This is a genomic window from Parafrankia discariae, from assembly GCF_000373365.1.
In the GTDB taxonomy this organism is placed as follows: domain Bacteria; phylum Actinomycetota; class Actinomycetes; order Frankiales; family Frankiaceae; genus Parafrankia; species Parafrankia discariae.
Map to the genome: position 1 here is coordinate 155,268 of NZ_KB891263.1, position 25,842 is coordinate 181,109.

Consider the following 25,842-nt stretch of genomic DNA (forward strand, 5'->3'; position numbering starts at 1 on the left):
CACCCTACGGGCGCGGGCCGCCGGCCCGGCGGCCCGCGCCCGCCCGGCGATGGATGACGACGAGGTCGACCAGCGCCGTGGCGGCGATGATCCCGAGGACGACGGCCGGCGCGGTTCGGCCGGCCACCGCCAGCAACCCGCTGAAGACTCCGCAGAAGACCAGGCCGAACAGCGCCAGCGCCCGGCGCAGACCGAGGGCGCTGGCGGCCGGCGCGGCACCCGTCCGCGCGTCGCCGAGCGAGCCCAGCCGGCGCCACCACGGGGTACGCCACCACGGTGGGGGGTGCGCGGGGCGCTCGGTGCGCTGCCGGGGTACGGGACCGGTCACGACCTGCGGTGTGCCCGCGCGGGCGCGGACGAACCTGGGTCACCCCGACCGATCGCGCCGACCCGGCGCGAGCCGGGTCACCGAGGTTAATCATCAGACATATAAAGGGCACCGAAAAGGTTTGGCAGGAAGTTGCCTGTTCGGCTGGCTGGCCCCCACTGATACTTCATCCCGTGATAAAGGCATTGAGGGGTCGGCTGGGGCGGTCGACGGCCGCCCTGACCGGCGAGCGGCCGGGCGAGCGATTAGTGACCTGGCCCGGCCGGGGCGTCGCCGATCGCGTCGACGAGCACCTTCGTCGCGGTGAAATCGACCGGGACCTCGATGACCCGGACCCCGCCCGCGCCCAGCGCGGAAGCCAGGCGCTCGCGGTGGTCGGCGGCCGAGCGGAGCCCGCCCCGCTGGCCCCACACCTCGACAACCAGGTCGGCGTCCAGCTCCGAGGCCAGCCTGAGCAGGGTGGCGGTGGTGCCGGTCGGGGGCTGCTCGACGACCGCCACCCCCACCTGGCCCCGCCGCCAGGCCAGCAGGGCACCGGCCACGGCGACCCCGCCCCCGACGGCCGTGACGCGCACCTGCGCGCCGGAGGCGGGACCGGTGTGCTCCACCCACAGTCCTGCGGCACCGGGATCGGCCAGGATGATCCCGTTCGCCGGCAGCACCTCGGCGACGTCGGCGGTGGCGCGGGCCGGGTTGAGCGGCGCGTCGTCCCGGGGGAGGAGCGCCCCGACGACCTCGGACGCCGCCCCGGCGCCGGGGCCCGTCTCGGCAACCGTCTCCGCCGTCTCCGCGGGCGCGGGCGCGGTGCTGGGGGCGGGCGTGGGCGCGGGCGCGGGTCCGGGGGAGTCGAGGGGGAACCCCAGCCGCAGCCGGATCTCGGACGTGCCGCGGGCGCGGGCCGCCGCCAGGGCGGTGACCAGGGCGGCTGGTGCGGAGATCAGCTTCGCCTGGGTCGGCGGGGCCGACTGTGCCCCGCCGAGGGCGGCCACGCCCGGCCCGAGCGGCCGAGGCGGCCCGGGCCGGGTGGGCGGCGCGGTCAGCAGCGTGAGCACCTCGCCGTCCCAGATCGCGCCCGGCCCGTGGTCGAGCGCGCCGGCGGCCGTCGCCAGCAGGCGGGCGCAGGCCTCGTCCGGCGCGGGTAGTGGCGGGGGCGTGCCCGGGACCGTCGGCACGCCCGGCATTGTCACCAGCTGACGCACTCCGACCGAGACGAGCCACTCCCCGACAGTCATGGACCGAACGCTCCTTCTCCGGACGGATGGCGGGCGTCGGTGTGGATTCGGCTGTTCATGGTGGTCTGGCCGCGTCAGCCCCGTTGCGCCCCGGTGTCCCGCATGTCCACGGTGGCGTGCCAGGCGGCGGCGGGGAAAGTGTTGTGACCCGCGTCCACCGGACGGACCTCGGTCGATCGCGCTGCGTGGCCCCGATCTGGCGCTGAGCCGTGACCCGCCGCGTGAGGTGACATCCCGGAAGTAAGCGCCTGCTCAGCGTTCGCCCACTCGGCGTGCCTCATCCCGCCACACATCCGGATCCCGCCACACATCCGGGGACGAGGCTGGTGCGGAGGTCGGTGGCTGGCGGGGCGAACCGGGTGGTGGCGCGGTCGATGGTGGAACGACCTGGTTCACGGTGCTACGCGGAGAATCCCCCTTTTCAGGGAAATTCGCGGCGAGGTGGGATCCCGCCGACCTCGGCGGATCGTGCCGGCCGATCTCACCCGGCCGTCTCACCTGGGCCTTCGTCTGGTTGTGCGCGGGATCGTCGTCGGGTGGCGCCGAGTCCGGCCGCCGCGCTGTGTCCGTCCGAGGTGCCGGCGGGGTGGTGTCGAGGCCGCGTGGCGGGTCGGCGCGGCGCTCCGGATCGCGAACTCAAACCCGACTTCAACCCAACAGTTGGCGGATTTGCTCATCTGCAGCGCTCCGCGTCCGCGGAGGATCTCGGGCCGGGCCGGGTCGCGCTCGGGCGCGGGGCGCGGTGGCCCGGGTGGCGGGCGAATGAGCCCCCGCGGGTCTCGGTCGGCCGCCACGGCTTCCCCGCTCGCTTCACGGTTCGCCGACGGTGATCGGTTCCCGTTTGCGAATGCGCAGGTAGTACGTCCGCTGACGGCTATCGGGACAGGATCTAGACCACAGGTGATGTGAGGTGCATCACCACTACCGTATGCATTCCTGTATATCAAAGGACGTCCGGCAAACACTGACGCCAAGGCGGGGAGTGCTTACAGCCTGTGATTCGATGATTCCTGCCGGGAATACCCTTCCGTGAGCCAGTTGACAAAAGCCGCCCACTCTCGCCGTCCTGGTCGGTGTGCTGATGGGACGTGCTGAGGGGACTTGTAGGTCGGCTCGCTACAGTTGTCCGACGTCGGACGCTTTCAGGCGGGCGCGGGCCGGATGTCATCGATCGCGGCCCGCCCTTGTCGCGCGCCGTCCGTCGCGGACCAGGCATCGAAAGAGCGACTCGCTCACCCCGCACACGAGGCGCCCAACCCCGGGGCGTCGGACGAGAGGACTGGATGCTCCGGAATTGGCCCATCCGCTCGAAGCTAGTGGTGATTCTGATCGTCCCGCTGGCCGCGCTGGCCGTGCTGAGCGCGATACAGGTGCGCGGGGACGTCGACAACGTCCGGGCCGCGGACCGCATCGAGGCGCTCGCCGACTTCTCGATCAAAGGTAACAACCTGGTCCACGTGCTTCAGCGGGAGCGCTATGCGACCAACTCTTACGTTGGATCGAACTTCCTCATCCCGGTGCTGGGCCAGCAGGCTGTGGATGCCCGCAAGCCCGTGGACGACGCCCTCGCCATCTACCTGGCCGACGAGCAGGCACTGCCCGCGTCCGCGCGGGACGCCCTCGGCTCGACGCTGAGTTCCATCCGTACGCATCTCGACCAGCTCGGCGAGCACCGCAAGCAGATCGACGCGCACCAGACCGAGATCGCGTCGAACGGGGCCTTCTACAACGAGGCCGTGAACGAGCTGCTGCTGCTCAACGCGCGGATCGCGGCCGGTAGCTCGGACGCCAAGCTGGTCAACGGCTCTACCACGCTGGCCGGTATCGCCCAGGCCAAGGAACAGGCCTCCCAGCAGCGCGGCGCCGTCGCCCAGATGCTCTCCATGCACAACGCCACGCCGCAGATGCTGCGTGCTCTGCTGGCCTACGCCGGTGCCGAGACCGCCTGGACCGAGCAGTTCCGCTCCACGGCGACGCCGGCCGAGCTGGAGCTGTTCACGAACACGGTCGGGCGCTCCGCCACCGGCGTCAACCAGATGCGCGAAGACGTGGTCAACACGTTCAGCGGGCAGCCGGCTTCCGAGGTCACCCTCGACGCCTGGCGGACCGCCGCCGACGGCAAGATCACGCAGATGCACGACGTCGAGGTGCAGATCGCCACCGACCTGGCGGCGACAAGCCGCGACATCGCCTCGACGGCCTCCCGGGACGCCCTGATCGGAAGCATCGGCGTCGCGATCATTCTCGTCCTGTCGGTCGTGATCTCGCTGCTCGTCGCCAGCCCCATGATCGGCCAGCTCCGCCGGCTGCGTGGCGGCGCGCTCGACGTCGCCAACGACCGGCTGCCCAGCGTCGTCGAGCGGCTGCACCGAGGTGAGCCCGTCGACATCGACGCGGAGTCCTTCCCGGTACCCGCGACCAGCAAGGACGAGATCGGCCAACTGGCGGAGGCGTTCGCCACGGTGCACGAGGTGGCGGTGCGCACCGCCGTCGAGCAGGCCGCGATGCGCAAGAGCATCGGGGACACCTTCCTCAACCTCGCCCGCCGCAGCCAGGCCCTGATCCACCGCCAGCTGAAGATCATCGACGCGCTGGAGCGCAAGGAGACCGACCCGGACGAGCTCGAGGAGCTGTTCCGCCTCGACCACCTCGCGACCCGTATGCGCCGCCACGCCGAGGACCTCATCGTCCTCTCCGGCTCCAAGCCGGCCCGTGGCTGGCGCCGGCCGGTTCCGATCAAGGACGTCGTCCGCGGTGCCGTCGCCGAGGTCGAGGACTACACCCGGGTCAAGGTCCTGCCCATCACCGGTGGCGCCGTCTCCGGCCACGCCGTCGGTGACGTGATCCACATGTTCGCCGAGCTGATCGAGAACGCGACCTCCTTCTCGCCCCCGCACACCCCGGTGCAGGTCTCCGGGCACCCGGTCTCCAACGGCTTCGTGGTCGAGATCGAGGACCGCGGGCTCGGGATGAACCAGGAGGAGATCGACGCGCTCAACAACCGGCTGGCCAACCCGCCGCCGTTCGACCTGTCGACCAGCGAGCGGCTGGGCCTGTTCGTGGTCAGCCGGCTCGCCGAGCGGCACGAGGTCCAGGTGCGGCTGCGGCCCTCGCCGTACGGCGGCACGATGGCGATCGTCCTGCTGCCCGCGACCCTGCTGCGCGCCTCCGACGACAAGGGCGAGGACAGCGGCCCGCGCGAGTTCGCCGCGGTCGGCGCGTCGAGCGCCGGTACGGAGGGCTCGGACCTGGCCGGCTCGCTCAACGGCACCGGCGACCGGGTGAACGGGGCCGGCGGCGCCGGCTCGGAGAGCAACGGCCACTGGGCGGGGGACATCCCCGGGGGCACCCTGGACGCGGCGGCGCTGTCGACGGCCGGAGCCAACGGTGCCGGCCCCAACACCGACGAGACGCTGATCGACGACCTCCCGGTCTTCGCCACGGCGCGGTCGAGCTGGTTCGTCGCGGAGAAGCCCGGTGGCAGGAACCGGACAGAGGACGAGGGGGGCGACGACGGTCCGGTACCGCCGCGCCGTCCGGGCGAGCTGACCGGCCCGACGCGGCGGGCCGAGCTCCCGCCGTCCCGGGACGGCGCCGGTTACCCGGACGACGCGGGGGCCGGGATGAACACGGGCTGGTCCGACGGCCGGTCCGACCCGGCGGCCTCGCTGTTCGGTCCGCCGCCGGGAGGCGGCGAGTTCGGTGGCGGCTCGCTGTTCAGCGCTCCGCCCGACACCGGTCAGTTCAGCGGCTTCGGCCCGAACGGGTTCGGTGACGGCGCCGGCGGCGGCTACGGCGACGCGGGCTTCGGCGACGGCGGCAACGGGTCGAGCGGCAACGGAACGGGCGGCTTCGCCGACTCGGACTACCACACCGCCGAGTTCAGTCGGTCCGGTTTCGGCTCCGGCGGCGGTTTCGGGAACGACGGTGGCTTCGGGAACGACGGTGGCTTCGGGAACGACGGTGGCTTCGGGAACGACGGTGGCTTCGGGAGCAACGGTGGCTTCGGGAGCAACGGTGGCTTCGGGAGCAACGGCGGTTTCGGCGGCGACGGCGGCTCGGGGCAGGAGACCGGCGACGGCTTCGGTCCGGCCGGCGGTTTCGGCTCGGGTGACGGTTTCGGTTCGGCCGACTCCCAGCCCGGGGCCGGGCTGCCGTCCCGTTCCAGAAACGGTCGAGGCTCGGGTGACTACGCCCGCGCCGACTACACGCCACCCGGCCAGCAGGGCCCGGCCGGGGACGGGACCGGCTACCGCGAGCCCTACGCGGACCGCGGCCAGCAGTTCGGCCGTCCTGCCCGGGAAAACGGGTACGGCGGGGCGGAACAGGCCCAGGGTGGCGACGGCGGCCTCGGTGACGGCGCCTTCCGCCGCTCGCCCCGGTCGTCACGCCCGGGGCAGCCGACCGGTGGGGGCTCCGCCTACCCCGGGGCCAACCCGCCGCCGGCGGCGCCCCCGCTCGACCCGGGAGCCGCCGCGCCGGAGGAGCCCGGCGACGACGGTCTCGACGAGCTCGGCCTGCCCAAGCGGCGGCGCCGCGCGAACCTGGCGCCGCAGCTGCGCCGGGAGAACGCCGACGCGGGCCGTTCGGCGCTCGCCGCGGGCCCTCGTTCACCCGAGGAGATCCGCAGCATGATGTCGTCCTTCCAGGCCAACTTCGGCCGTGGGATCGAGGACGGAACGGTGTCCAATGACGGAGATGATGTGAGGAAGGTAACCTGATGCGTCCGCTGGGGCCGTCGGAGAACATGAACTGGTTGCTCAACAACCTGGTCAAGAAGGTCCCCGAGGTCACCTATGTGATCGTGCTTTCTTCGGACGGTCTGCTGCTCGCGACCTCGCGTGGAATGGACCGGGCCACCGCTGACCAGCTCGCCGCGGTGGCCTCCGGATTCAACAGCCTCGCCCGGGGCGCCGGCCGGTTCTTCGGCGGCGGTAACGTCCGGCAGACCATCGTCGAGATGGAGGCGGGATTCCTGTTCGTCACCGCGGTCGGTGACGGCTCGTGTCTGGCTATTCTCAGCAGCCCGGGCGCGGACATCGGCCTCATCGCCTACGAGATGGCGCTGCTGGTGACGAGGGTGGGTGAGTTTCTGACGCCGGAGCTTCGCGCCGAGATGCAGTCGGCGCTGCCGATTTAGGACCTGTCCGAATGCACGCGCGGTGGCGCGTCACCGGTTTCCGGCCCGTCCCCCGACGGGCCGGAAACCGGTGACGCGCCCACCGCGGGCAAATGACGATCCCAGGCAGGAGGACCGCGGTGTCAGGGGATGAGGAATGGTTCGACGACGAGGCCGGGCCGGTGGTGCGGCCGTATGCCGTCACGGGGGGACGCACCCGTCCCAGTAACCGGACCCTGGATCTGGTGGCCCTGGTGTCCACCTCTCCGCAGGGACGGGCCATCGCGACCACGCTGGAACCGGAGCAGCGTGCCATAGCGCTGCTCTGCCAGCGACTCCAGTCCGTCGTTGAGATCTCCGCCCGACTCAACCTCCCAGTCGGCGTGGCACGTGTGCTCGTCGGCGACATGCTCGACGCCGGGCTGGTGAGTGTGCACCGGCCCGAACGAACGTCGGACCGCCCCAGCGTGGCGATTATCGAAAAGGTGCTCAGTGGACTCCAGGCTCTCTAGGACCCGAGCGGCCGATACACCGGCGCCGCATCCGGTCAAGATCATCGTTGCCGGTGGTTTCGGAGTCGGGAAGACGACGTTCGTCGGCGCCGTGAGCGAGATTCCCCCGCTCACCACGGAGGCCGCGATGACGGCCGCGAGTATCGGTGTCGACGACACCAGCGCCGTCGCGTCCAAGACGACGACGACGGTGGCCATGGACTTCGGTCGGATCACCCTGGTCGACAGCGTGATTCTCTACCTGTTCGGGACCCCCGGCCAGGACCGTTTCTGGTTCATGTGGGACGAGCTCGTCCTCGGTGCGATCGGCGCGGTCGTGCTCGTCGACACCCGCCGTCTCGCCGACTCGTTTCCCGCCATCGACTACTTCGAGGAACGTGACATCCCGTTCCTCATCGCCCTGAACCACTTCGAGGGCGCGCGCCATTACCGCAGCGAGGACATCCGCGCGGCGCTGGACCTCGACCCCCGCCGGCCGATGGTGCTGTGCGACGCCCGCCAGCGGGAGTCGGTGCGCCAGTCGCTCATCGCGCTGGTCCGCCACGCCCTGGAGGTGGTCTCGGCGGAGAGCCAGCGACCGGGGCTGCCGACCGGCTCCCGGTGAACGACACCGCGCGTGCCACCCCAGCGCCCGCGGGCCATCCGATTCTACCTGGGAAGGGGATCTTGCTCGAGCTCCTCGGTCTCGACGACGTGACGCTGTCGGCCTACCGGTTGTGGCTGAGACATCCCGACATGGATGTCAACGGGGTGGCCATCGCCGTGGGGCAGGCCAACGACACGATCCGCAGGTCCCGGGACCGGCTCGTCGAGCTGTCACTGCTGTTGCCCTCGACCGAGCACCCCGGTCACCTGGTCGCCGTCCACCCGGAGGCCGGACTGGAGCATCTGCTCCAGGCTCAGCACGAGGCGCTCATCCGCCGCCACGAGCGGCTCGTCCGGGCCCGGGCGCAGGTGAGCACGTTCGTCTCGGAGTACCTGGACAACCGGCCCGGTGGGGACGGCGCGGAGGTCGAGCACATCGACAGCGCCGACCAGGCCCGGGCCGAGCTGCTCACCCTGGTCGGCCGGGCCGAGAAGGAGGTGCTCGCGCTGCACACCCGGCGCGGCCGCCCACCGGCCCTGACCGCGGAGGTCCTCCCGGTCGAGCTGCGGGCGCTGCAACGCGGTGTGGCGATGCGCAGCGTCCTCCCACGCACGGTGAGTACCGACGAGACGGGGGTCGGGTATGTCCGCACCGTCGCCTCACACGGCCTGGAAGCCCGGCTCGCCGACGATCCGCGCATCGACGCGACGACGGTGGACGGCCGGGTCGGGCTGGTGCAGTTCGTGCAGCACGGCACCGACCCGCACGCTCTGATCGTGCGCTCGCCGGCGCTGGCGAACCTGGTCACGATGCTGTTCGAGCAGGTCTGGGACAGCGCCGAGCCGCTGGCCGTGGAGGCCGACGGTGACCTGGAGAGCCCCGCGGACGATCGACCGAACGACACCGAGCGGCTGCTGTTAAGGCTGCTCAGCCTGGGTGTGAAGGACGAGGCGGCGGCTCGTCACCTCGGGGTGTCCGTCCGCACGGTGCGGCGGATGGTCGCCGACCTCATGACCCGACTCGACGCCCGCAGCCGTTTTCAGGCCGGGACGGTCGCGGCCCGGCGCGGCTGGTTGTAGCCACGTTGTGATCAGTTGGTCGTTTTGTTGGCAGTAGATGGTCAGGGCAACTTCCTGCCACCCGGAATGCCGGACAGAAGTTCCGATGGGCCGCATGATTCCGATGAGCAACCGGAATTACGTATAGCTGGCGCGGACCACCACAGCAGGAACCGGCCAGGTGGCTTCGCCGACCGGCGAACGCGTGAGACCGGTCACTTGCGCGTGTCGGTGCTGAGCGCCTCCGATCCGGCCGGGGCCTTCGGGCCAGTCCGACCAGTCGATGGCGGTCAGCCGTGTCCGAACACGCGCGGCGCAGCCTGTTCATCGTGAACTCCGAAAGAGGAGATCGAGTGCCGACGGAATCCGGCTCGGTTCCGAACCAACGCACGACCAGCCAGCGGACGCTGATTGTCGCCCGCATGAACCCCGAGGACGCCGGCGCGGTCGCCGACGTCTTCGCGGAGTCGGACGCCGGCGAGCTCCCACATCTCGTCGGCGTCGCCCGGCGCGACCTTTTCCGTTTCCACGGGCTGTACTTCCACCTCATCGAGAGCCGGGCGGACATCAACGGCACGCTGCCGCCGGTTCGGGAGCACCCGCTGTTCGTCGATGTGAACAGCAAGCTCGAGAAGTACATCGCGGCGTACGACCCGCAGACCTGGCGCGGCCCGCGGGACGCGATGGCCGACAGCTTCTACACCTGGGTGGCCGATCAGAGCGGTCCCTGAGCCCCACGCCCGGCCGCTCGGCGCGGGGCCAGGTTCCGCGCCGGCGCCACGGGGGGCCAGCCCCCGCCCGGCCGACCGCCGCGGGGTGGACGGGCCGTCCCGGTCTTCGCAGCAGGCGCAGCCATCCGCTCCGTGCGGCTGGTTGCCCCGCCATGCCCGCGATGGCCCAGCCCCGAGGCCCGGACGTCGCCGTCCGGGCCGGGTTCGCGCGCCCCGGTTTCGGAACGCCTGGTCGCCGCGGTGCTGTCTTCCGAGCTTTCAGGATGCCCGAGTTCCAGAGATTGATGTCACAACCGTGTCCCGCGAACGCGGGAATGGTGAGAAGGGAACGCAGATGCCCCTGCAGTGGACCGCCGACGAGCTTCTCGACTTCCTCGTGGAGCAGGCCGGCCTGCCGCCGGAGGACCGTCCGGCCGAACTCGGCGTGACGTTCACCGACATCGGCCTCGACTCGCTCGCCTACCTGCAGCTCCAGGCCGAGGTGCAGGAGCGGTTCGGCGTCGACCTCCCGAACGAGGCGCCGGAGGGATACACCCTCGCCGACATCCTCACCACCGTGAACAGCGCGCTCCTGCAGTCCGAGGTCGCCTGAGACGCCCAGACCGAAACCATTCCCCTCCAGTGAGCGAACCGGAGAAACACGTGAGCGGGCACACCGACAACTCGATCTTCATCGATGCCGACATCGACCTCGTCTGGTCCATGACCAACGACCTGGAGTCCTGGCCGTCGTTGTTCACCGAGTACGCCTCGGTCGAGATCCTCGAGAAGGCGGAGAACACCTTCAAGTTCCGCCTGACGATGCACCCCGACGAGAACGGGACGTCCTGGAGCTGGGTGTCCGAGCGCACCCTCGACCCGGTGAACCACAAGGTCCGTGCCTACCGGGTGGAGACCGGGCCGTTCGAGTACATGCACATCGAGTGGACGTACCTGCCCGAGGGCGCCGGCACCCGGATGCGCTGGGTGCAGGACTTCCAGATGCGCCCGACGGCCCCGGTGACCACCGAGCAGATGACTCGGCGGATCAACACGAACACGCCGCGCGAGCAGGCGTCCATCCGCGACAAGGTCGAGGCGGTGGCCCGCGCCGCCGCGCCGACGGCCGACCAGGTCCAGGTTCCCGAGCAGGTCTGAGGAGATAACGGTGAGCATCGCGACCCCCGCGCCCCTGACGGTCCCCAAGGTCCTCTCGATCCACGACGTGCCGGCCAACCGGCGCCGCGGCGGTGACATCCGCACGCTGCTGTCCCCGGCGACCGTCGGGGCCAAGTCCGGGTTCCTGGGCACCCTCACCCTGCAGCCCGAAGAAGTGGTGACCGAGCACTGGCACCCCTACTCCGAGGAGTTCCTCTACTGCGTCAGCGGCGCGGTCACCGCCCGCCTCGACGGTGAGCACACCGCGCTGCCCGCCGAGCACGGCCTGCTCATCCCGATCGGCATGCGGCACCGGATCGTGAACACCGGCGACGAGGTGGCCTTCCTCGTGTTCCACCTCAGCCCGCTCGCCCCGCGGCCCGACCTCGGGCACGTGGACACCGAGCCGCTACCCGAGCAGTCGCAGCAGTGAACAAACCCACGCAGCGGTCGCGGCCGGACGGCGCCCACGGGCCGGCGTCGCGGGATGGGGGTCCGCGCCGCACCGCGGTGACCGGGGTCGGCGTCGTCGCCCCCGGTGGCTCGAACCGCAAGGAGTTCTGGACCCTGCTCACGGATGGCCGCACCGCCACCCGCCGGCTGTCCTTCTTCGACCCGTCGCCGTTCCGGTCGCAGGTCGCGGCCGAATGCGACTTCGACCCGCTCGCCGCCGGCCTCACCCGCCAGGAGATCGCGCGCAACGACCGGTTCGTGCAGTTCGCCCTGGCAGCGGCCGCGGAGGCGGTGGCCGACAGCGGGCTGGACCTCGGCCTCGGCGTCGGCGGCGCCGAGCGCGGGCCGGGTGACGGGCCGGTCGTCGGGGTGAGCATGGGCAGCGCTGTCGGGGCGACCACCCGGCTCGAGAACGAGTACGTGGTCGTCAGCGACGGCGGGAAGCACTGGGAGGTCGACCCGCGCTACGCGAGCTCGTTCCTCTACCACGCGCTCGTGCCGAGCTCCCTGGCCACCGAGATCGCCTGCCGGTTCGGCGCGCACGGCCCGTCGTTCGTGGTCTCCACCGGGTGCACCTCCGGCATCGACGCGGTCGGCTACGGCCACCAGCTCATCGTCGACGGCGAGGCGGACATCGTGATCGCCGGCGCCTCCGACGCGCCGCTCTCGCCGATCTCCATCGCCTGCTTCGACGCGATCCGCGCCACCTCGGCCCGCAACGACGACCCCGAGCACGCCTCGCGGCCGTTCGACGCCAGCCGTGACGGCTTCGTGATGGGCGAGGGCAGCGCCGTCCTCATCCTCGAGGAGCTGGAGTCGGCGCGGGCCCGCGGCGCGCACATCTACTGCGAGGTCGGCGGGTACGCCTCGCGGTCCAACGCCTTCCACATGACCGGCCTGCGCCCGGACGGCGTCGAGATGGCCGAGGCCATCCGCATGGCCCTGGGCCAGGCGCGCCTCGACCCGTCCGCCGTCGACTACGTCAACGCCCACGGGTCGGGGACGAAGCAGAACGACCGGCACGAGACGGCCGCCTTCAAGCGGTCGCTGGGCGCCCACGCCCACGAGGTGCCGGTCAGCTCGATCAAGTCGATGGTCGGCCACTCCCTCGGCGCGATCGGCTCCATCGAGCTCGCGGCCTGCGCCCTGGCGATCGAGCACAACGTGGTGCCGCCGACGGCGAACTGGACGACCCGCGACCCCGAGTGCGACCTGGACTACGTCCCGAACACCGCGCGCGACCACACCGTGGACGCGGCGCTGTCGGTGGGCAGCGGGTTCGGCGGCTTCCAGTCAGCGATCGTCCTGGCCTCGGCGGACCGGACATGACCGTCCTGGACACCGCACCGGCCGAGGCGGCCGGGGCGGCCGGCCGCCCCGCGGCGGGCGCGGTGCGGCCGGTCGTCACCGGGCTCGGGGTCATCGCGCCCAGCGGGATCGGCCTCGACGCGTACTGGGCCTCGACGCTGCGCGGCGAACTGCGCGTCGCGCCGATCACCCGGTTCGACGCGAGCCGCTACGACACCCGGATCGCCGGCGAGGTCCCCGACTTCGCCGCCGAGGAGTACGTCGACCACCGCTACCTGGTGCAGACCGACCGCTGGACCTGGCTGGGCATGGCCGCGTCCAGGCTGGCGCTGGCCGACGCCGCCTACGACCCGGCCGAGCGCGACCCGTACGAGACGTCGGTGGTCTTCGGTGCCGGCTCCGGCGGCAACGACTTCGGCCAGCGGGAGCTGTCCCGGCTGTGGACGCGCGGGCGCACCGCGGTCAGCGTCTACCAGTCGATCGCCTGGTTCTACGCGGCGACGACCGGCCAGACCTCGATCCGGCACGGGCTCAAGGGCCCGTCGGGCGTCCTCGTCTCCGACGGCGCCGGCGGTCTCGACAGCCTCGCCCAGGCCCGGCGCACCATCCGGCGCGGCACCCCCACGGTGCTCGCCGGCGGCGCCGAGTGCGGGCTGACGCCGTACGCGCTGACCTGCCACCTCAGCAGCGGCCGGGTCAGCTCCGCGGCGAGCCCCGCCGACGGCTACAAGCCGTTCGACGTCCGTGCCAACGGCTACCTGCCCGGCGAGGGCGGGGCGACCCTGCTCGTCGAGGACCCGGTCACCGCCGCCAGCCGTGGCGCCCGGGTCTACGGCGAGATCGCCGGCTACGCGGCCACCCACGACGGCGCGCACCACGAGCAGGCGCCGGCGGACTCGCGCTGGCTGGCCGCGGCGATGCGCCGCGCGCTCGCCGACGCGAAGCTGACCCCCGCCGACGTCGACGTCGTGTTCGCCGACGGCGCCGGCTCGCCGGACCTCGACGCGCTGGAGGCGGCGGCGATCCGGGACGTCTTCGGCGCCGGGGCGGTACCCGTGACCGCCCCGCAGGGGCTCATCGGACGGCTGTGCGCCGGCGGTTCCGCCCTCGCCGCGGCGACCGCGCTGCTGTCGATCCGCGACGGGGTGATCCCCGCCGTGGGCAACCTCGACGAGCCCGACCCCGCCCACGGCCTCGACCTGGTGCGCTCGCCGCGCGAGGGCCGGGTCCGGGTCGCGCTGGTCAACGCGCGCGGCCACGGCGGGTTCAACAGCTCGCTCGTCCTGCGGGCGGTCGGCACCGACTGAGGGTCGGCACCGACCGCGGGCCGGCACCGACCGCGGGCCGGCCCGCCTCACCTGTCTCTCCGGCGCGCTGACGACGCCGTCGGCGCGCCGGGGGATCCGGGTGGCCGCGACCACCCGGGACATTCCGGACTCACCTTTCGAGAGGATCATCGATGTTCCCAGACCTGGCCGGCAAGCGTGCCCTGGTCACCGGCGGCACGCGCGGTATCGGCCGGGCCGTCGTGCTCGGGCTCGCCCAGGCCGGCGCCACCGTCGTGGTCGGCCACCAGCGCCAGACCGAGGACGCGGAGAGCCTGCGCCGCGAGCTCAAGGACACCGGCAACGACCACCTGCTGGTGCAGGCCGACGTCGCCGACCCGGCGCAGATCACCGAGCTGGTGTCGGCGGCCGGCACCCATCTGGGTGGCCTCGACATCGTCGTGAACAGCGTCGGGACGATCAGCCACATCCCGTACGCCGAGCTGCCGCTGGACGCCTGGACGCAGGTGCTGACCACCAACCTGACCGCGACCCACCTCGTCACCCAGGGCGCGCTGCCGCTGCTCGGTGACTCGGGGACGGTCGTCAACATCGGCTCCGGCGCCGGGCTCGTCGGCGTGCCGCTGCGCGCCCACTACACGGCGGCCAAGACCGGCCTGATCGGCCTGACCCGCTCGCTGTCCAAGGAGCTCGGCTCCAAGGGCATCCGGGTGAACCTGGTCTCGCCGGGCGTCATCGAGACCGACCAGGCGGCCGGCATGCCCCCGGCGGCGCGCGCCGCGTACACCAACCGCATCCCGCTGGGCCGGCTCGGCGAGGCCCACGAGGTCGCCGCCGTCGTCCTGTTCCTCGCCAGCGACGTGTCCAGCTACGTCAACGGCGCCACCTTCACGGTCGACGGAGGAATCTGATGGGCCACCCCCAGCCGTTCCGCATCATGCTGACCATGCACATCCACCCGGGCCGCGAGCAGGAGTTCGAGCAGACCTGGCTGCGGATCGGCGACGGCGTGACCAGCCACCCGGCGAACCTCGGCCAGTGGCTGATCCGCTCCGAGGACGAGCCGAGCACGTACTACATCATCAGCGACTGGGTGGACGAGCCGAAGTTCCGCGAGTTCGAGCTGAGCCCCGGGCACCTGGAGCATCGCAAGATCCTGCACCCGCTGCGGGCCAGCGGCTCGATGGTCACCGGGACGGTGCTCACCCACCTCGTCGGCGCGGCGGCCGAGTGATCCGCCGCAAGAAGAAGGCGGACGCCCCGCCGGAGACCGACCCGCCGGAGACCGCCTCGGCCGAGGCGGTTCCGGGCGAGTCGGTTCCGGCCGAGTCAACCGCGGTGGACTCGGCCGCGGTGGATTCGGCTCGGGTTGAAGGATCGGCCGAAGCCGAAGCCGAAGCCGAGGCCGGTGCCGGGGGCCGGGTGCGGGTGATGCTGTGGGCGGTCGACCCGGCCGAGGACCAGGGCGCGGTCGAACGGGCCTACCACGAGATCAGCTCCAAGCTGGTGGGCACGCCCGGCCTGCTCGGGAACCGCCTGCTGCGCTCCGCCGCCGAGCCGACGAAGTTCGCCGTCGTCAGCGAGTGGACGAGCATGGCCGAGTTCGTGACCTGGGAGCGCGGGGCGGATCACAAGCCGGCCACCTCGCCGCTGCGCCCGCTGCAGGACCCGGCGATGCGCGCGACCATCTTCACCGAGGTCGCCGCCTACGGCCCGGACGGTCCCTTCACCGAACCTCAGGGGATCTAGCACGACTGTCTCGGCGGCGCGCAAGGATCAGCCCGGCGCGCCGCCGGGCCTCCGCCCCCGGGCTTTCACGGATGCCGCCGGATGGCCATCCCAGGTTGATCTTTAATTTCCAAGACCTGTTCTCGGCGAGCCGCCTGAACTTCTACCGTGCTAGGTCACCTGTCAGTTACTGCTTCGACGGGGTAGCGATTTCCCGCCGTTGGGTGACCCGATGGCGTAGTCGCATACAAGGTGCTCGGTCTACTTTCGATTCGTGTTCGGATCATGTTGATCAAAGAGTGGCACGATCAAGCGGTCGGTGCCGCAGATGTTGGCTCGGCATCGGTCGTGTGCGGCCTGGACAGGTCAGTGGCCAGGGGAAGCCGCCCCTCGGACCACACCGCTGCCGTCCGTCCGCCCAGAGCCCGCTCGCCGGTCCCGTCCAGGGACAGGACGTGCAGCGACTGGTCGCCGCCGCCGCGGAACACGATCTGGGCGCCGTCCGGCGACCAGGACAGCTCGTACGCGTCGCGGGCGGTGCTGATCCGGCGGCGGCCGGAACCGTCGGCGTTGATTAGGAACATCCCGCCGATGTTGCGGGTGTACGCGACCGTGCGGCCGTCGGGGGAGAAGGCCGCGTGGTCCGACGAGCCGTCCGGTTCGTCGGTGATCTGGCGGGAGTCGCCGCCGTCCGTCCGGACGCTGAGGATCTCGCCGTCGGGCCCGGTGAAGGCGACCCGGCTTGCGTCCGGGGCCAGGACCGGACGAGGTCCGCACCGTCAGGCCTGACTCGCGCAGCTGCTTGATGACCACGACGGTGTCCAGGCCGCGGTAGTCGGCGAGCGTGATCGGCGTGCCGGGCCCGGCGCTGCCCGCGGCCGTCCGGCTCGACCCGCCCGGAGCGGCGGCGTGGAGCCGGCTGTGGCGCGGGCGCTCGCCCAGAAGGCGTCGAACAGGGCGTCCGAGCGGTGTCGCGCCTCGTCGGCCCTGGTGGCGATCTCCGCGCGCAGGGCGGCGGCGTCGACGCCGTGTCCGCGCAGCCAGGGCTCGAGCCCCTGCTCCCGCCACCCGCGGACCCATCCCTCGAAGCTGGCCGGCGTGATCTCGGGATGGAACTGGACGCCCAGGTGCGGGCCCGAGCGGAAGGCCTGCGGCGCGTCCGCCGTCCAGGCGATCTCCTCGGCGCCCGGCGGGACGTCGAAGGTGTCGAAGTGGAACTCCAGCCACAGGCCCGCGGGGACGAGATCCGGCACCGCGGAGGTCACCGAGCGCCAGCCGAGTTCGGGGCGCGGCGCCCGTCGCACGAGGGCGCCGAGGGCGCGGGCGAGTAGCTGCCCTCCGAAGCAGATGCCGAGGACCGGGGTCCCGGCCTCGATCGCCGCCCGCAGGTAGGACAGCTCGGACGGCAGCCACGGCACGGTGTCGTCGTAGGCGGACTTGTCCGACCCCATGACCACCACCAGGTCCAGTGTCCGCGGTGGGGGCGGCGGCGTGCCGGAGGTGACGAGGGCGACGTCGACGCCGTGGTGCCGCAGCCGGTCGCCGATGCTGCCGGTCTCGGTCACGGCGGCACCGTTCGCGACGTCATGCACGATCACCACTGCCCGTGGCGGCGTGCCGGTCCGGATCGTCCCGTCCCGACCCACCGTGCTCTCGGCATCCACAGTGTCCACGACGGTACGCCGGGTGCTCGCGGACGGCTCAGAACCAGATCCCGGTCGGGACGCCCCGGTCGTCGAGCTGGCCCGACCCGGGGGCCGGCAGGCAGCCGGCGGCGCCGGTCGCGATGCGGTGCGCCGTCCAGGCGGCGGCCGCGGCGTCGAGGACGTCCACCGGTGGCACCGCGTTGGCCGGGCCGAGATCGTCCGGCAGCGCGATGCCGGCTGCCGCGAGCAGGGCCCGCCGGTGGGCCGCTCCCGCCCAGGTCGTCTTCGCGAAGGGGAGCGGCGCGCCGGCCATCGCGCCGAACGCCAGCTCGGGATGCACCTCGCGCAGCGCGTCGGGGTGGTCGGCGCGCAGCGCGTCGGCCTCGAGGACCTTCGGTCGCAGTCCCCACGCCTGGCGGGTCAGGCCGCCGCCGGTCATCGCCCGGCACAGCGCGTTGGCGTCCGCGAACTGTTCGACCGCCCACACCGGCCGCGGGGGAACCAGGAAGACACTCGCCCGGCGTGGCCCGGCCGCGGCGCGCGCCGCCCGGTCGCACTCCCGCCAGCCGTCGGCAAGCAGCCCGAGGGGCATGTCGACGGCGATCATGTCGAAGGCCCGGCTCGCCGAAGCTGCTGTACTGCGGTCGGTGCGGTCGGTGAGGTCGCGCAGCGTGGCGGTGAAGCGGGCCCCGGCGAAGGCGCCGCCGCTCAGTTCGACGGCCACCCATCCGCCGGGGCAGGCGTCCACCCCCAGTACCCGCATCCGAGGACCCGTGACCGGCATGGACCCATCTCACCCTCCGGGCGGGCTGCCGGTGAGGGCGGGCCTGCGCCCGGCGGCCACCCGTGCCCGGCGGGGCGCGCCGTGCGACCGTCGGGACGGGTATGAGGCACTGATCTCTGGGAATGTCCCAGGCGCCCGCCGCCCCGCCGCCCGGGCGGGCGGCGGGGCGGCGGGGCGGCGTACCTGAGCGGGAGAGGAGCTGGGCGATCCATGGTCGAGTCAGGCGCGTTCCACGGGGCGGTGAGCGCCGTCAGCTATCCGATGGCGATCGTGACCACCACGGCGGGCGGTGAGCGCAGCGGCTGCCTCGTCGGCTTCCACACCCAGTGCAGCATCGATCCGCCGCGTTACCTCATCTGTGTCTCACACGGCAACCACACGTTCGCCGTGGCCCGGCAGGCGACGCATCTGGCCGTGCACCTCCTCGACGTCGCCGACCGGGAGCTCTCCGAGCTGTTCGGGGAGCTCACCGGTGACGAGGTCGACAAGTTCGCCCGCTGTCAGTGGTCGGCGGGACCGTTCGGGATGCCGGTGCTGGCGGGCCCGCGGGCCTGGTTCGCCGGTCCGGTGGTGAACGCCGTCGAGGTCGGCGACCACACGGCGTTCGTGATCGAACCGGCCGCCGGGGAGTTCCACGGCCCGCTGCGCCAGCTGGGATTCCAGGACGTGCGCGACATGGAACCGGGCCATCCCGCGTGACCGGGCCCAACTGACCGGGCCTGGCTGACCGGCCCCGCCTGATCGGTGCCACCTGCCACCGGGCCGGGGGCGCCCCGGCCCGTCCGGCTCACCCGCCGGCACCGGGTCTCAGGCGGGGTCGGCGGCCGATGCGATGTCGGGGGCGTCGGACGCGTCGGCGAAGAAGACGAAGCAGCGGGTGCCGACGAAGTCGTTGTCGCGCACGACCATGCTCGAGTAGACGGTCATCGGCAGGGTCGAGCGGTCGAGCCGGTGGATCGTGGTCGGGAAGTTGACGATCCCGCTCTGGCCGGTCATGGCCTCGCCCATCGCCACCAGGTCGGCCTCGACGGCGAAGATCGGGAGGAGGTTCTGGCCGACGAACCGCTCCGGCTCGTCCTCGCAGCCCAGGAACCGCAGGTGAACCTGGTTGGTCCGCCGCACCTCGGCGGTGCGGGCCATCGCGTGGACGGGGACGGGGAGCAGCTCGAAGAGGTCGTCGAGCTCCTTCGTCAGCGACTGGACGCCCGCCTCGTCCAGCCCCTCGACGAGCGGGGTGACGTCGGACTGGCTCCACCGGCGGTGCCACTCCCACGCGTCGGTGCCGTCGGGCCCCGGCAGGGACGCCACGAACGCCGGCCGGGTGACGATGCGGAGCAGGCCGCCGTCCGGCTCGCCGTTCACGTCAAGCAGGCAGTCCGCGGTCGAACCGTCGGGTCGCTTGATCGTGACCGGTTCGTTGTGGAGCGCGTGCCCGCGGGCCGCGGTCGCCGTCAGCCGCTCCCAGGTCGTGGCGTCCAGGAGGGCCCTGACCGACAGCTCGGGCGCGGACGAGCCCGCGTCAGGCCAGCCCACGATCCGGCGCTGGGCCCGGTTCGCCCGCCGCACGGTTCCGTCGAAGTCCGTGACCAGGATGCCGACGTTCGCGTTCTCGAACAGGTCGACGAGCTCGAGCAGGTAGTCGGTCGCGGAGAGGTCGGCGTGCTGCGACACATCGATGGGCATGAACTGGAGCCTTTCTCTGGCGCGGGCCGGGTGGGCCGCGGGCTCTCGAAGCTGGCTGCCCGGGGATCGCGGGATCACCGGGACGGTCGATCGCCGGGCCGGGTGATCCCGGATGAGCCCGGGTGCGACGAGGGTCCCCGCTGCCGGTAGCGCGCGGCCAGCGCGCCGGTAGCGGCAGGCCGTCTCGGCGCGCCGGCCCCGTGGGCGGGGAGGTGACCCGCCGCGCCGGAGTGGTTCCAGAGAGGCATTTAACACGGAAGGAGCCCGGAGCTTAACTTCCGGTGAATCGCCGCGTGTGACTCTTGGAGTGCGTGACATCCGGTCGTGTGGGTACCGGGTCGACCCATCCACGTCACGAAGGCGGGAGAGGTGGTATTCCCATGACTGACATCGTCAGGCTGGTCGAGTCGATCGATGATGTTCCCACTGTGGAGGAAACCGATGTGATCCTCGAGGAGCTGCGTCGGCTCCCGCGGACCCCGGAGAACATCAAACTGATGGACGACCTTCTTGAGTTTCGGTCACTACTCGGCGCGGCGGAATGAACGCACGCGCCGAGTAGCGATCGAAGTCCGGGCGGGTGCCGGCTTACGTCACGTTCCCCCGGGATGTGCCGAGGCCGGACCGGCCGGGCATTTCCTTACCATGGGGATTCGGACGGCTGGCGCTGCCGATCGCCCAGCTGCCCAGCGCCGAAATGCGCTGGGCAGTCCATTCAGACGAACAGGCCGCCCTGGTTCGCCGCGACACCGGACAGCTCACGCAGGCGGTTCTCGACGTACCGCTCGCTGTGGTTCGTCTTGTCCGCGATACGGGCGACGAGATCGTTGATGTTGGTGGCGGCGTCGAGGTCCGCCGTGCTGACCTGGCCGAACTGGTCGAGGATGCGGTAGCGCAGCTGCTGCCAGTTCTGGCGCAGCTGCTGCTCCACCTGGCGCCGCTGCTGCTCCACCTGACGCTGCTCCTGCTGCTGCTGCTGGATCATTTTCTTTGGATCCCCTTCTCGGTGGTCGTTTTCCTGACGCGCCTGAAGGCGCGCAGCGAACGCTACCCCAGCTGGTTCGGATGGCGTTGAAGCGCTGCCGGAATGGGAACTCAAGGCCGTGCTTGGGATGTCTGTCGCCGAATGGGCCGCGGAATCTGGAATGCGCCCCGATCGGGGATCGAAAAAGGTGTGCGAGGGAGTGAATAGCCGTCATCTCGGTCGCACCGGCGGCCGGGTGAAATGCGGGCGCCGCCGCCGGCCCTCCGGTTTCGCCCCGGCTGGCCGGAGCCGCCGGGCGTGCCGGAGCCGTCGCGCCTGTCGGAGCCGGGTCAGGCCTGCTGCGCGGCCGGGGTGCGGGAAACGGTCAACGGCTGCGGCGCGGCGCTTATCCGCCGTTGGTAGGACGACGGGGTCTCCCCGCAGTACTGGGAGAACGCGCGGGCGAACGCGCTGCCGTTGTCGAAGCCGACGGCCGTCGAGACCTCCAGCACCGACTGCCCGGGCACGGCGAACAGCGCCATCGCGCGCAGCAGGCGGGCGTGCAGCAGGTAGCTGCGCCAGGACAGGCCGAGTGTCGAGCGGAACTGGCGGCGCAGCGTCCGTTCGGACACGCCGACGGCCCGACTGACCTCGGCGACCGTCACCGAGTCGAGGTGGTTCTGGGTGTAGGCCATGGCCGCGGACACCAGCGGGTCGGTCGAGGTCGGCAGGCTGAGCGGCGCCTCGTGGTCGAGCGCCTCGGAGACGAGATGGCCGAGGGTGTGGAAGAAGCCGTCGGCCACCGGGTCGGGTTCAGTCCGGTCGATCGGCCACCGCAGGGCGTAGATCATCATCTCGCGGATGAGCGGGGCTACCGCGAGGATGCGGGCACGGTCCCCGGGATGCGGGACGAGCCGCGGGTCGAACATCACCGACACCGTCCGCACCGCGGTGTTCATGGTGGCCTGGTGTTCGAGGCCGGCCGGAATCCAGGCCGCCTGCTGCGGTGGCAGCAGGTAGTGGGCGGTGGCGGTCTCCACCTCGACCACACCCGCGACCGCGTACTCGATCTGGTGCAGGTCGTGGGAGTGCCAGCCGGTGACGAGCCGCTCGCCCTCGTACAGGTAGCTGCCGCCGAGGGCCTGACCCCCTCGGCGCACGTCGACCAGGCTGGCCGTGGCCGTTTCCGGTGGCCTCCTGGCGGAATGTGCGGGGGCGGTCATGGTCGAGAGTGTACAAACGGGGCCCGTTGTGGTCTACCGGTCATCGTCGCGCGCCGGAAAACGATCATCGCGGCCGACGGCCGCTCCGGAGGCGCAGGTCGGCCGCCTGCTTCCGGGCGCGATGTTGATGTTGGCCGTTTGGGTTGGTTATCTGGCCGTAGATGCAGAGACGGTCACGGCCGCAAAGCGTACAAGTATGGGGAAGTCGAAAGGCGCGATCACGGCTCCCGCTGATTCGACGCGCGCCGATGGCTTCCCGATTCGGCGGTCGAGGAGACAGATATGAACATCGACGACCCGGTCCTGGGGGCCGTTACCGGCCCGGTGGCCGAGGCACCAGACCTGTTACGGAGAAACCGGCAGGCCAAACAGGCCCGGCCGTATCCGCGGTGGCAGGAGGAAAGGGAACCCACACGCGGCGCACCGGTGATTCACACCGCCGGGCGGAATACGCCGTGAACGCGCCGGCGGTCTCCGATTCCACCGGTCAGACGCACACGGCCGCGTCGATCCTGCGGCGGGCGAGAAGGGGCCAGCTGCGCCATCTCGGCGGCTCGTCGTTCTTCCTGTCGTGCCACCAGGTCGCCGAGGCGCTCGTGCCGGTCTCGATCGGCCTCGCCGTCGACCGTGCCGTCGCGACCGGCGACGGCGCGTCCATGCTGCGCTGGCTGGCGGCGGTCCTCGGGCTCTTCGTGGTGTTGACCTGCGCGATGAGGTGGGGTTTCCGGGCGAACCTGCGGGCCACCCAGGGGGCCGGTCACGACCTGCGGATGCTGTTGGCGGAGCGGGTTCTCGACCCACGCGGCTCCGCCGGGGCGGAGCGGATGCCCGGTGAGCTCGTCTCCCTGGCGACCGGCGACGCGCTGAAGGCCGGCATGCTCAACTACGCCACCGCGATGGCCATCTCCGGTTTCGCCGGGGTCGGCGTGGCGGTGGTCGCCCTCGCCCGGTTCTCCCTTCCGCTCACCGCCCTCGTGACCGCGGGCTCGGTGCTGCTGCTGGTGATCACACACGTGCTCGGCCGGCCGCTGGAGCAGCGCAGCGCGGCGGAACGCGCGAAGATGGCGGCGGCGACCGGCCTGGCCGCGGATCTGATCGCCGGCCTGCGGGTCCTCAAGGGCTTCGGTGGCGAACGTCCCGCCGTCCGGCGCTACCGGGCGGCCAGCCGGGAGGCGCTGGGGGCTACCCTGCGCTCGGCGGCCGTGGAGTCGACCGTACGGGCGGTGGCCGTCGTGCTGGCCGGTGGTCTGCTCGCCGCCGTGACCCTCGTGGCCGGGCGGCTGGCCGCCGGCGGGTCGATCAGCATCGGCGCGCTGATCACCGCGGTCGGCCTGGCGCAGTTCCTGGTCGATCCCCTCAACCGGATCACCGGCTTCGGTTCGCAGCGCGCGCAGTCACTGGCCTCGGCCGGCCGCATCGCCGCGATCCTCAACGCCCCCCACGCGGTCGGCGGCACCCGGCAGGCCACAGAGGCCACAGAGGCCGCGCAGGCCACCGGGGCCGCGGCGGCCACAGGGGGCCGGCCCGGGCGCCTGCGCTTCGAGGGCTTCTCGGCCGGCACCATCCACGGCCTCGACTTGGAGGTGGCGGCGGGCGAGTTCGTCGGCATCGTCGCCGCCGACCCGAAAGAGGCGGCGGCCCTGCTGGCCGTCCTGGCCCGCGACGCCGACCCCGAGACCGGAACCGTCCTGCTCGACGGCGAGTCCGTCGCGCGGCTGCATCCCGACGAGACCCGCTCCGTCGTCCTGGTGGCCCCGCACGACGCAGAGCTGTTCGAGGGGACGGTGGTCACCAACATCCGTTCCGCGGCGCCCGGGGTGGAGCTCGGCCCGGTGGTCACGGCGGCGGCGCTCGACGACCTGGAGGAGGTGCTCAGCGACGGCCTGGAGACGCGGCTCCTGCACGGTGGGGTGTCGCTGTCCGGCGGTCAGCGCCAGCGGGTCGCCCTCGCCCGCGCCCTGGCGGCGGACGCCCCCGTGCTGGTGCTGCACGAGCCGACGACCGCGGTGGACTCGCTCACCGAGCTGAGGATCACGCAGGGCGTCCGGCAGCTGCGCGACGGCGCGAGCACGGTCTGTGTGACCTCGAGCCCCGGCGTGCTGTCGTTCTGCGACCGCGTCGTGGTGCTCGACGGCGGTGTGATCACGACCGAGGGGACCCATGAGGAACTCGTCGGATCGCACCCCCGCTACCGCGAGCTGGTCCTCGCATGAGGCGCCGGCCCGAGCGAAAGGACGGTAGGGCCATCAGCGCCACACCCGGGCCCGACGACGGCCTCCTCCCGAAGGCGGGGGCGGGGGAGACCTGGCGCTACGCGCTGCGCCTGCTCCGACCGCGCTGGTATCTCGCGGTGCTCACGGTCCTGGCGCTGTCGGTCGGCGCGGCCGTCCAGCTGGTCACCCCGCGTGCCCTCGGGTGGGTGATCGACGCGGCGATCGAGGGTGACCGGGGGGCGATGGTCTGGCCGGTCCAGGTCCTGGTGCTGGTCGCGGTCGCCACGGGCGTCTTCCAGGTGCTGACCAGGACGCTGATCGCGTTCGTCGCCGAGCCCGTGCTGGCGACGCTGCGGGAGGAGGTGGTCGAGCGGGCGCTGCACCTGCCCTCGGGCGCGGTGGAGCGCAGCGGTGCCGGTGACCTCGTGGCCCGGATCAGCGGCGACGTCGAGGTCGTGACGACGGCGATCCGCAACATCCTGCCGACGCTGGCCATGTCCGTGTTCCTGGTGTGGATGACGGCGGTCGGCCTGGCGGTCATCGACTGGCGCTTCGCCGTCGTCGCGCTGCTGGCCGTGCCGACGGACCTCTACGCGTTGCGGTGGTACCTGCGCAGATCGGGCCCGGTGTTCGCCGCCCAGCGGGTGGCCGAGGGCGCCCGCGCCCAGCAGCTGCTCGACTCGGTCGGCGGCGCGGACACCGTCCGGGCCTTCCGGCTCGGTCCCGACCACCTCCGGCTGATGGCCGGGCGCTCGGAGGAGGCGATGGACTGCGCCTTCCGGGCGATGCACTTCCGGACACGTTTCTGGGGCCGGATGCATCTGTCCGAGGCCATCGGCGTGGCGGCCGTCCTGGTCGCCGGCTTCTACCTGGTCCGGGGCGGATCGGTGACCGTCGGCGCGGCCACGGCCGCGGCGTTCTACTTCAGCCGCCTGTTCGAACCGGTCAACATGGTGCTGATGATGATCGACATGGTGCAGGAGGCGGGCGCGGCGCTGTCCCGTCTGGTCGGTGTCGCCGGTGTGCCGCTGCCGGAGCAGCGGGAGGAGACGGTCCTCACCGAGCCGTCGATCGACCTGCGCGACGTCCGGTTCGCCTACGGGGCCGGCCACGAGGTGCTGCACGGCGTCGACCTCGCCGTCCCGGCCGGGGAACGCCTCGCGGTGGTCGGTGCCAGTGGCGCCGGCAAGACCACGCTCGCCAAGCTCGTCGCCGGGCTCCACCCGCCGGCGTCCGGCGAGCTGCGGCTCGGCGGCCAGCCGGTCGACCGCTTCGGCCCGGACGAGCTGCGCCGGTCGGTGGGCCTGATCACCCAGGAGGTCCATGTGTTCGCCGGGCCGCTGGTCGAGGATCTCCGGCTGGCCCGGCCGGAGGCCACCGAGGCGGAGCTCGAGGGGGCACTGGAGCGGGCGGGCGCGCTGGAGTGGGTCACCGCGCTGCCGTCCGGGATCCGGACCGTCGTGGGCAAGGGCGGGCACCGGCTCACCCCGACGCAGGCGCAGGAGCTCGCCCTCGCGCGCATCCTGCTCGTCGACGCGCCGATCGTCATCCTCGACGAGGCCACCGCCGAGGCGGGCAGCGCCGGGGCCAGGCGGCTGGAGCTCGCCGCCGAGCGCTCGCTCAGCGGCCGCACCGTCCTGCTGGTCGCCCACCGGTTGACCCAGGCGGCGGCGGCCGACCGTGTCCTGGTCCTCGACCGGGGCCGGGTCGTGGAGAGCGGCTCGCACGACGACCTGGTGACCGCGGGTGGGCACTACGCGCGGATGTGGTCGGCCTGGTCGTCGAACGGCGGCCTGGCCGGTCGCGGCGCCCTCCCCGGCGTGGCCGGACAGGCCACGCCGGGGTGAGCCG

27 protein-coding genes are annotated in these 25,842 nt (G+C 72.2%); 19 read left to right on the forward strand and 8 right to left on the reverse strand.

Annotated features, from left to right (window positions below):
* Positions 1–4: 4 nt before the first annotated feature.
* Together B056_RS0130695 and B056_RS0130700 are read right to left on the reverse strand one after the other, a co-directional pair.
* Positions 5–328 carry a DUF6343 family protein gene (locus B056_RS0130695; RefSeq protein WP_018505678.1) on the reverse strand — a complete coding sequence of 108 codons (324 nt, stop codon included), beginning with the start codon at positions 326–328 and terminating at the stop codon, positions 5–7.
* A gap of 245 nt (positions 329–573) precedes the next feature.
* A complete protein-coding gene (locus B056_RS0130700; RefSeq protein ID WP_018505679.1) occupies positions 574–1,560 on the reverse strand; it encodes a hypothetical protein in 987 nt (328 codons plus the stop codon).
* Positions 1,561–2,843: 1,283 nt separating this feature from the next.
* On the opposite strand from B056_RS0130700, the gene B056_RS0130705 reads away from it, so the two are divergent.
* The 14 genes from B056_RS0130705 (at position 2,844) to B056_RS45850 (ending at position 15,499) form a co-directional block, all read left to right on the forward strand.
* The gene (locus tag B056_RS0130705) at positions 2,844–6,281 is read left to right on the forward strand and encodes a sensor histidine kinase (RefSeq protein ID WP_026240338.1); all 3,438 of its coding nucleotides are present in this window, start codon (positions 2,844–2,846) and stop codon (positions 6,279–6,281) included.
* On the forward strand, positions 6,281–6,700 hold the full coding sequence (locus B056_RS0130710) for a roadblock/LC7 domain-containing protein (RefSeq protein WP_018505681.1): 420 nt from the start codon (positions 6,281–6,283) through the stop codon (positions 6,698–6,700). The genes B056_RS0130705 and B056_RS0130710 overlap by 1 nt, the downstream gene beginning before the upstream one ends.
* A 119-nt stretch (positions 6,701–6,819) precedes the next feature.
* On the forward strand, positions 6,820–7,191 hold the full coding sequence (locus B056_RS0130715; protein WP_020572803.1) for a DUF742 domain-containing protein: 372 nt from the start codon (positions 6,820–6,822) through the stop codon (positions 7,189–7,191).
* Complete coding sequence (locus tag B056_RS0130720) at positions 7,172–7,795, forward strand: GTP-binding protein (RefSeq protein WP_026240339.1); 624 nt, start codon at positions 7,172–7,174, stop codon at positions 7,793–7,795. Before B056_RS0130715 ends, B056_RS0130720 begins: the two co-directional genes overlap by 20 nt.
* Before the next feature lie 62 nt (positions 7,796–7,857).
* On the forward strand, positions 7,858–8,856 hold the full coding sequence (locus B056_RS0130725; RefSeq protein WP_020572804.1) for a LuxR C-terminal-related transcriptional regulator: 999 nt from the start codon (positions 7,858–7,860) through the stop codon (positions 8,854–8,856).
* Between the two features lie 332 nt (positions 8,857–9,188).
* Entirely contained in the window at positions 9,189–9,566 is a 378-nt protein-coding gene (locus B056_RS0130730) for a TcmI family type II polyketide cyclase (RefSeq protein ID WP_018505685.1), read from the forward strand.
* A gap of 334 nt (positions 9,567–9,900) precedes the next feature.
* Positions 9,901–10,158 (forward strand): acyl carrier protein, encoded by a 258-nt coding sequence (locus B056_RS0130735; RefSeq protein ID WP_018505686.1) that lies wholly within the window; start codon positions 9,901–9,903, stop codon positions 10,156–10,158.
* Positions 10,159–10,208: 50 nt separating this feature from the next.
* On the forward strand, positions 10,209–10,703 hold the full coding sequence (locus B056_RS0130740) for an SRPBCC family protein (RefSeq protein ID WP_026240340.1): 495 nt from the start codon (positions 10,209–10,211) through the stop codon (positions 10,701–10,703).
* Between the two features lie 10 nt (positions 10,704–10,713).
* Positions 10,714–11,136 carry a cupin domain-containing protein gene (locus tag B056_RS0130745; RefSeq protein WP_018505688.1) on the forward strand — a complete coding sequence of 141 codons (423 nt, stop codon included), beginning with the start codon at positions 10,714–10,716 and terminating at the stop codon, positions 11,134–11,136.
* 77 nt (positions 11,137–11,213) lie between these two features.
* The gene (locus B056_RS0130750) at positions 11,214–12,485 is read left to right on the forward strand and encodes a beta-ketoacyl-[acyl-carrier-protein] synthase family protein (protein WP_018505689.1); all 1,272 of its coding nucleotides are present in this window, start codon (positions 11,214–11,216) and stop codon (positions 12,483–12,485) included.
* The gene (locus tag B056_RS0130755) at positions 12,482–13,771 is read left to right on the forward strand and encodes a beta-ketoacyl synthase N-terminal-like domain-containing protein (protein WP_018505690.1); all 1,290 of its coding nucleotides are present in this window, start codon (positions 12,482–12,484) and stop codon (positions 13,769–13,771) included. The genes B056_RS0130750 and B056_RS0130755 overlap by 4 nt, the downstream gene beginning before the upstream one ends.
* A gap of 152 nt (positions 13,772–13,923) precedes the next feature.
* Positions 13,924–14,661 (forward strand): SDR family NAD(P)-dependent oxidoreductase, encoded by a 738-nt coding sequence (locus tag B056_RS0130760; protein ID WP_018505691.1) that lies wholly within the window; start codon positions 13,924–13,926, stop codon positions 14,659–14,661.
* Positions 14,661–14,984 (forward strand): antibiotic biosynthesis monooxygenase family protein, encoded by a 324-nt coding sequence (locus B056_RS0130765; protein WP_018505692.1) that lies wholly within the window; start codon positions 14,661–14,663, stop codon positions 14,982–14,984. The genes B056_RS0130760 and B056_RS0130765 overlap by 1 nt, the downstream gene beginning before the upstream one ends.
* On the forward strand, positions 14,981–15,499 hold the full coding sequence (locus B056_RS45850) for an antibiotic biosynthesis monooxygenase family protein (protein ID WP_018505693.1): 519 nt from the start codon (positions 14,981–14,983) through the stop codon (positions 15,497–15,499). The genes B056_RS0130765 and B056_RS45850 overlap by 4 nt, the downstream gene beginning before the upstream one ends.
* A gap of 287 nt (positions 15,500–15,786) precedes the next feature.
* On the opposite strand, the gene B056_RS45020 is transcribed toward B056_RS45850, so the two are convergent.
* The 3 genes from B056_RS45020 to B056_RS0130790 all read right to left on the reverse strand — a co-directional run bounded on the left by B056_RS45020 (position 15,787) and on the right by B056_RS0130790 (position 17,908).
* Positions 15,787–16,062: a TolB family protein gene (locus B056_RS45020; protein ID WP_018505694.1), complete on the reverse strand. Its 276-nt coding sequence runs from the start codon at positions 16,060–16,062 to the stop codon at positions 15,787–15,789.
* A 195-nt stretch (positions 16,063–16,257) separates the two neighbouring features.
* Complete coding sequence (locus tag B056_RS0130785; protein ID WP_230203275.1) at positions 16,258–17,151, reverse strand: type 1 glutamine amidotransferase; 894 nt, start codon at positions 17,149–17,151, stop codon at positions 16,258–16,260.
* A 28-nt stretch (positions 17,152–17,179) separates the two neighbouring features.
* Positions 17,180–17,908: a DUF429 domain-containing protein gene (locus tag B056_RS0130790; RefSeq protein ID WP_154677321.1), complete on the reverse strand. Its 729-nt coding sequence runs from the start codon at positions 17,906–17,908 to the stop codon at positions 17,180–17,182.
* A gap of 210 nt (positions 17,909–18,118) precedes the next feature.
* Between B056_RS0130790 and B056_RS0130795 the strand changes: the two genes are divergently transcribed.
* Positions 18,119–18,607 carry a flavin reductase family protein gene (locus tag B056_RS0130795; protein WP_018505698.1) on the forward strand — a complete coding sequence of 163 codons (489 nt, stop codon included), beginning with the start codon at positions 18,119–18,121 and terminating at the stop codon, positions 18,605–18,607.
* 108 nt (positions 18,608–18,715) lie between these two features.
* Here the strand turns inward: B056_RS0130795 and B056_RS0130800 are convergent, their stop codons facing one another.
* Positions 18,716–19,591 (reverse strand): PAS domain-containing protein, encoded by an 876-nt coding sequence (locus B056_RS0130800; RefSeq protein ID WP_035753322.1) that lies wholly within the window; start codon positions 19,589–19,591, stop codon positions 18,716–18,718.
* A gap of 380 nt (positions 19,592–19,971) precedes the next feature.
* Here B056_RS0130800 and B056_RS43770 point away from each other — a divergent pair, with 380 nt between their 5' ends.
* A complete protein-coding gene (locus tag B056_RS43770; protein ID WP_018505700.1) occupies positions 19,972–20,136 on the forward strand; it encodes a hypothetical protein in 165 nt (54 codons plus the stop codon).
* Between the two features lie 170 nt (positions 20,137–20,306).
* On the opposite strand, the gene B056_RS0130810 is transcribed toward B056_RS43770, so the two are convergent.
* Together B056_RS0130810 and B056_RS0130815 are read right to left on the reverse strand one after the other, a co-directional pair.
* Positions 20,307–20,576 carry a hypothetical protein gene (locus B056_RS0130810; RefSeq protein ID WP_018505701.1) on the reverse strand — a complete coding sequence of 90 codons (270 nt, stop codon included), beginning with the start codon at positions 20,574–20,576 and terminating at the stop codon, positions 20,307–20,309.
* Between the two features lie 329 nt (positions 20,577–20,905).
* Complete coding sequence (locus B056_RS0130815) at positions 20,906–21,778, reverse strand: AraC family transcriptional regulator (protein WP_018505702.1); 873 nt, start codon at positions 21,776–21,778, stop codon at positions 20,906–20,908.
* A 282-nt stretch (positions 21,779–22,060) separates the two neighbouring features.
* On the opposite strand from B056_RS0130815, the gene B056_RS45025 reads away from it, so the two are divergent.
* From B056_RS45025 to B056_RS0130825, 3 genes are read left to right on the forward strand one after another with little or no spacing between them, the layout of a single operon-like run.
* Entirely contained in the window at positions 22,061–22,237 is a 177-nt protein-coding gene (locus B056_RS45025) for a hypothetical protein (protein ID WP_230203276.1), read from the forward strand.
* Positions 22,234–23,991: an ABC transporter ATP-binding protein gene (locus B056_RS0130820; RefSeq protein WP_018505703.1), complete on the forward strand. Its 1,758-nt coding sequence runs from the start codon at positions 22,234–22,236 to the stop codon at positions 23,989–23,991. The genes B056_RS45025 and B056_RS0130820 overlap by 4 nt, the downstream gene beginning before the upstream one ends.
* Positions 23,988–25,838, forward strand: a complete 1,851-nt coding sequence (locus B056_RS0130825; protein ID WP_018505704.1) for an ABC transporter ATP-binding protein — start codon at positions 23,988–23,990, stop codon at positions 25,836–25,838. Before B056_RS0130820 ends, B056_RS0130825 begins: the two co-directional genes overlap by 4 nt.
* Positions 25,839–25,842 lie beyond the last annotated feature (4 nt).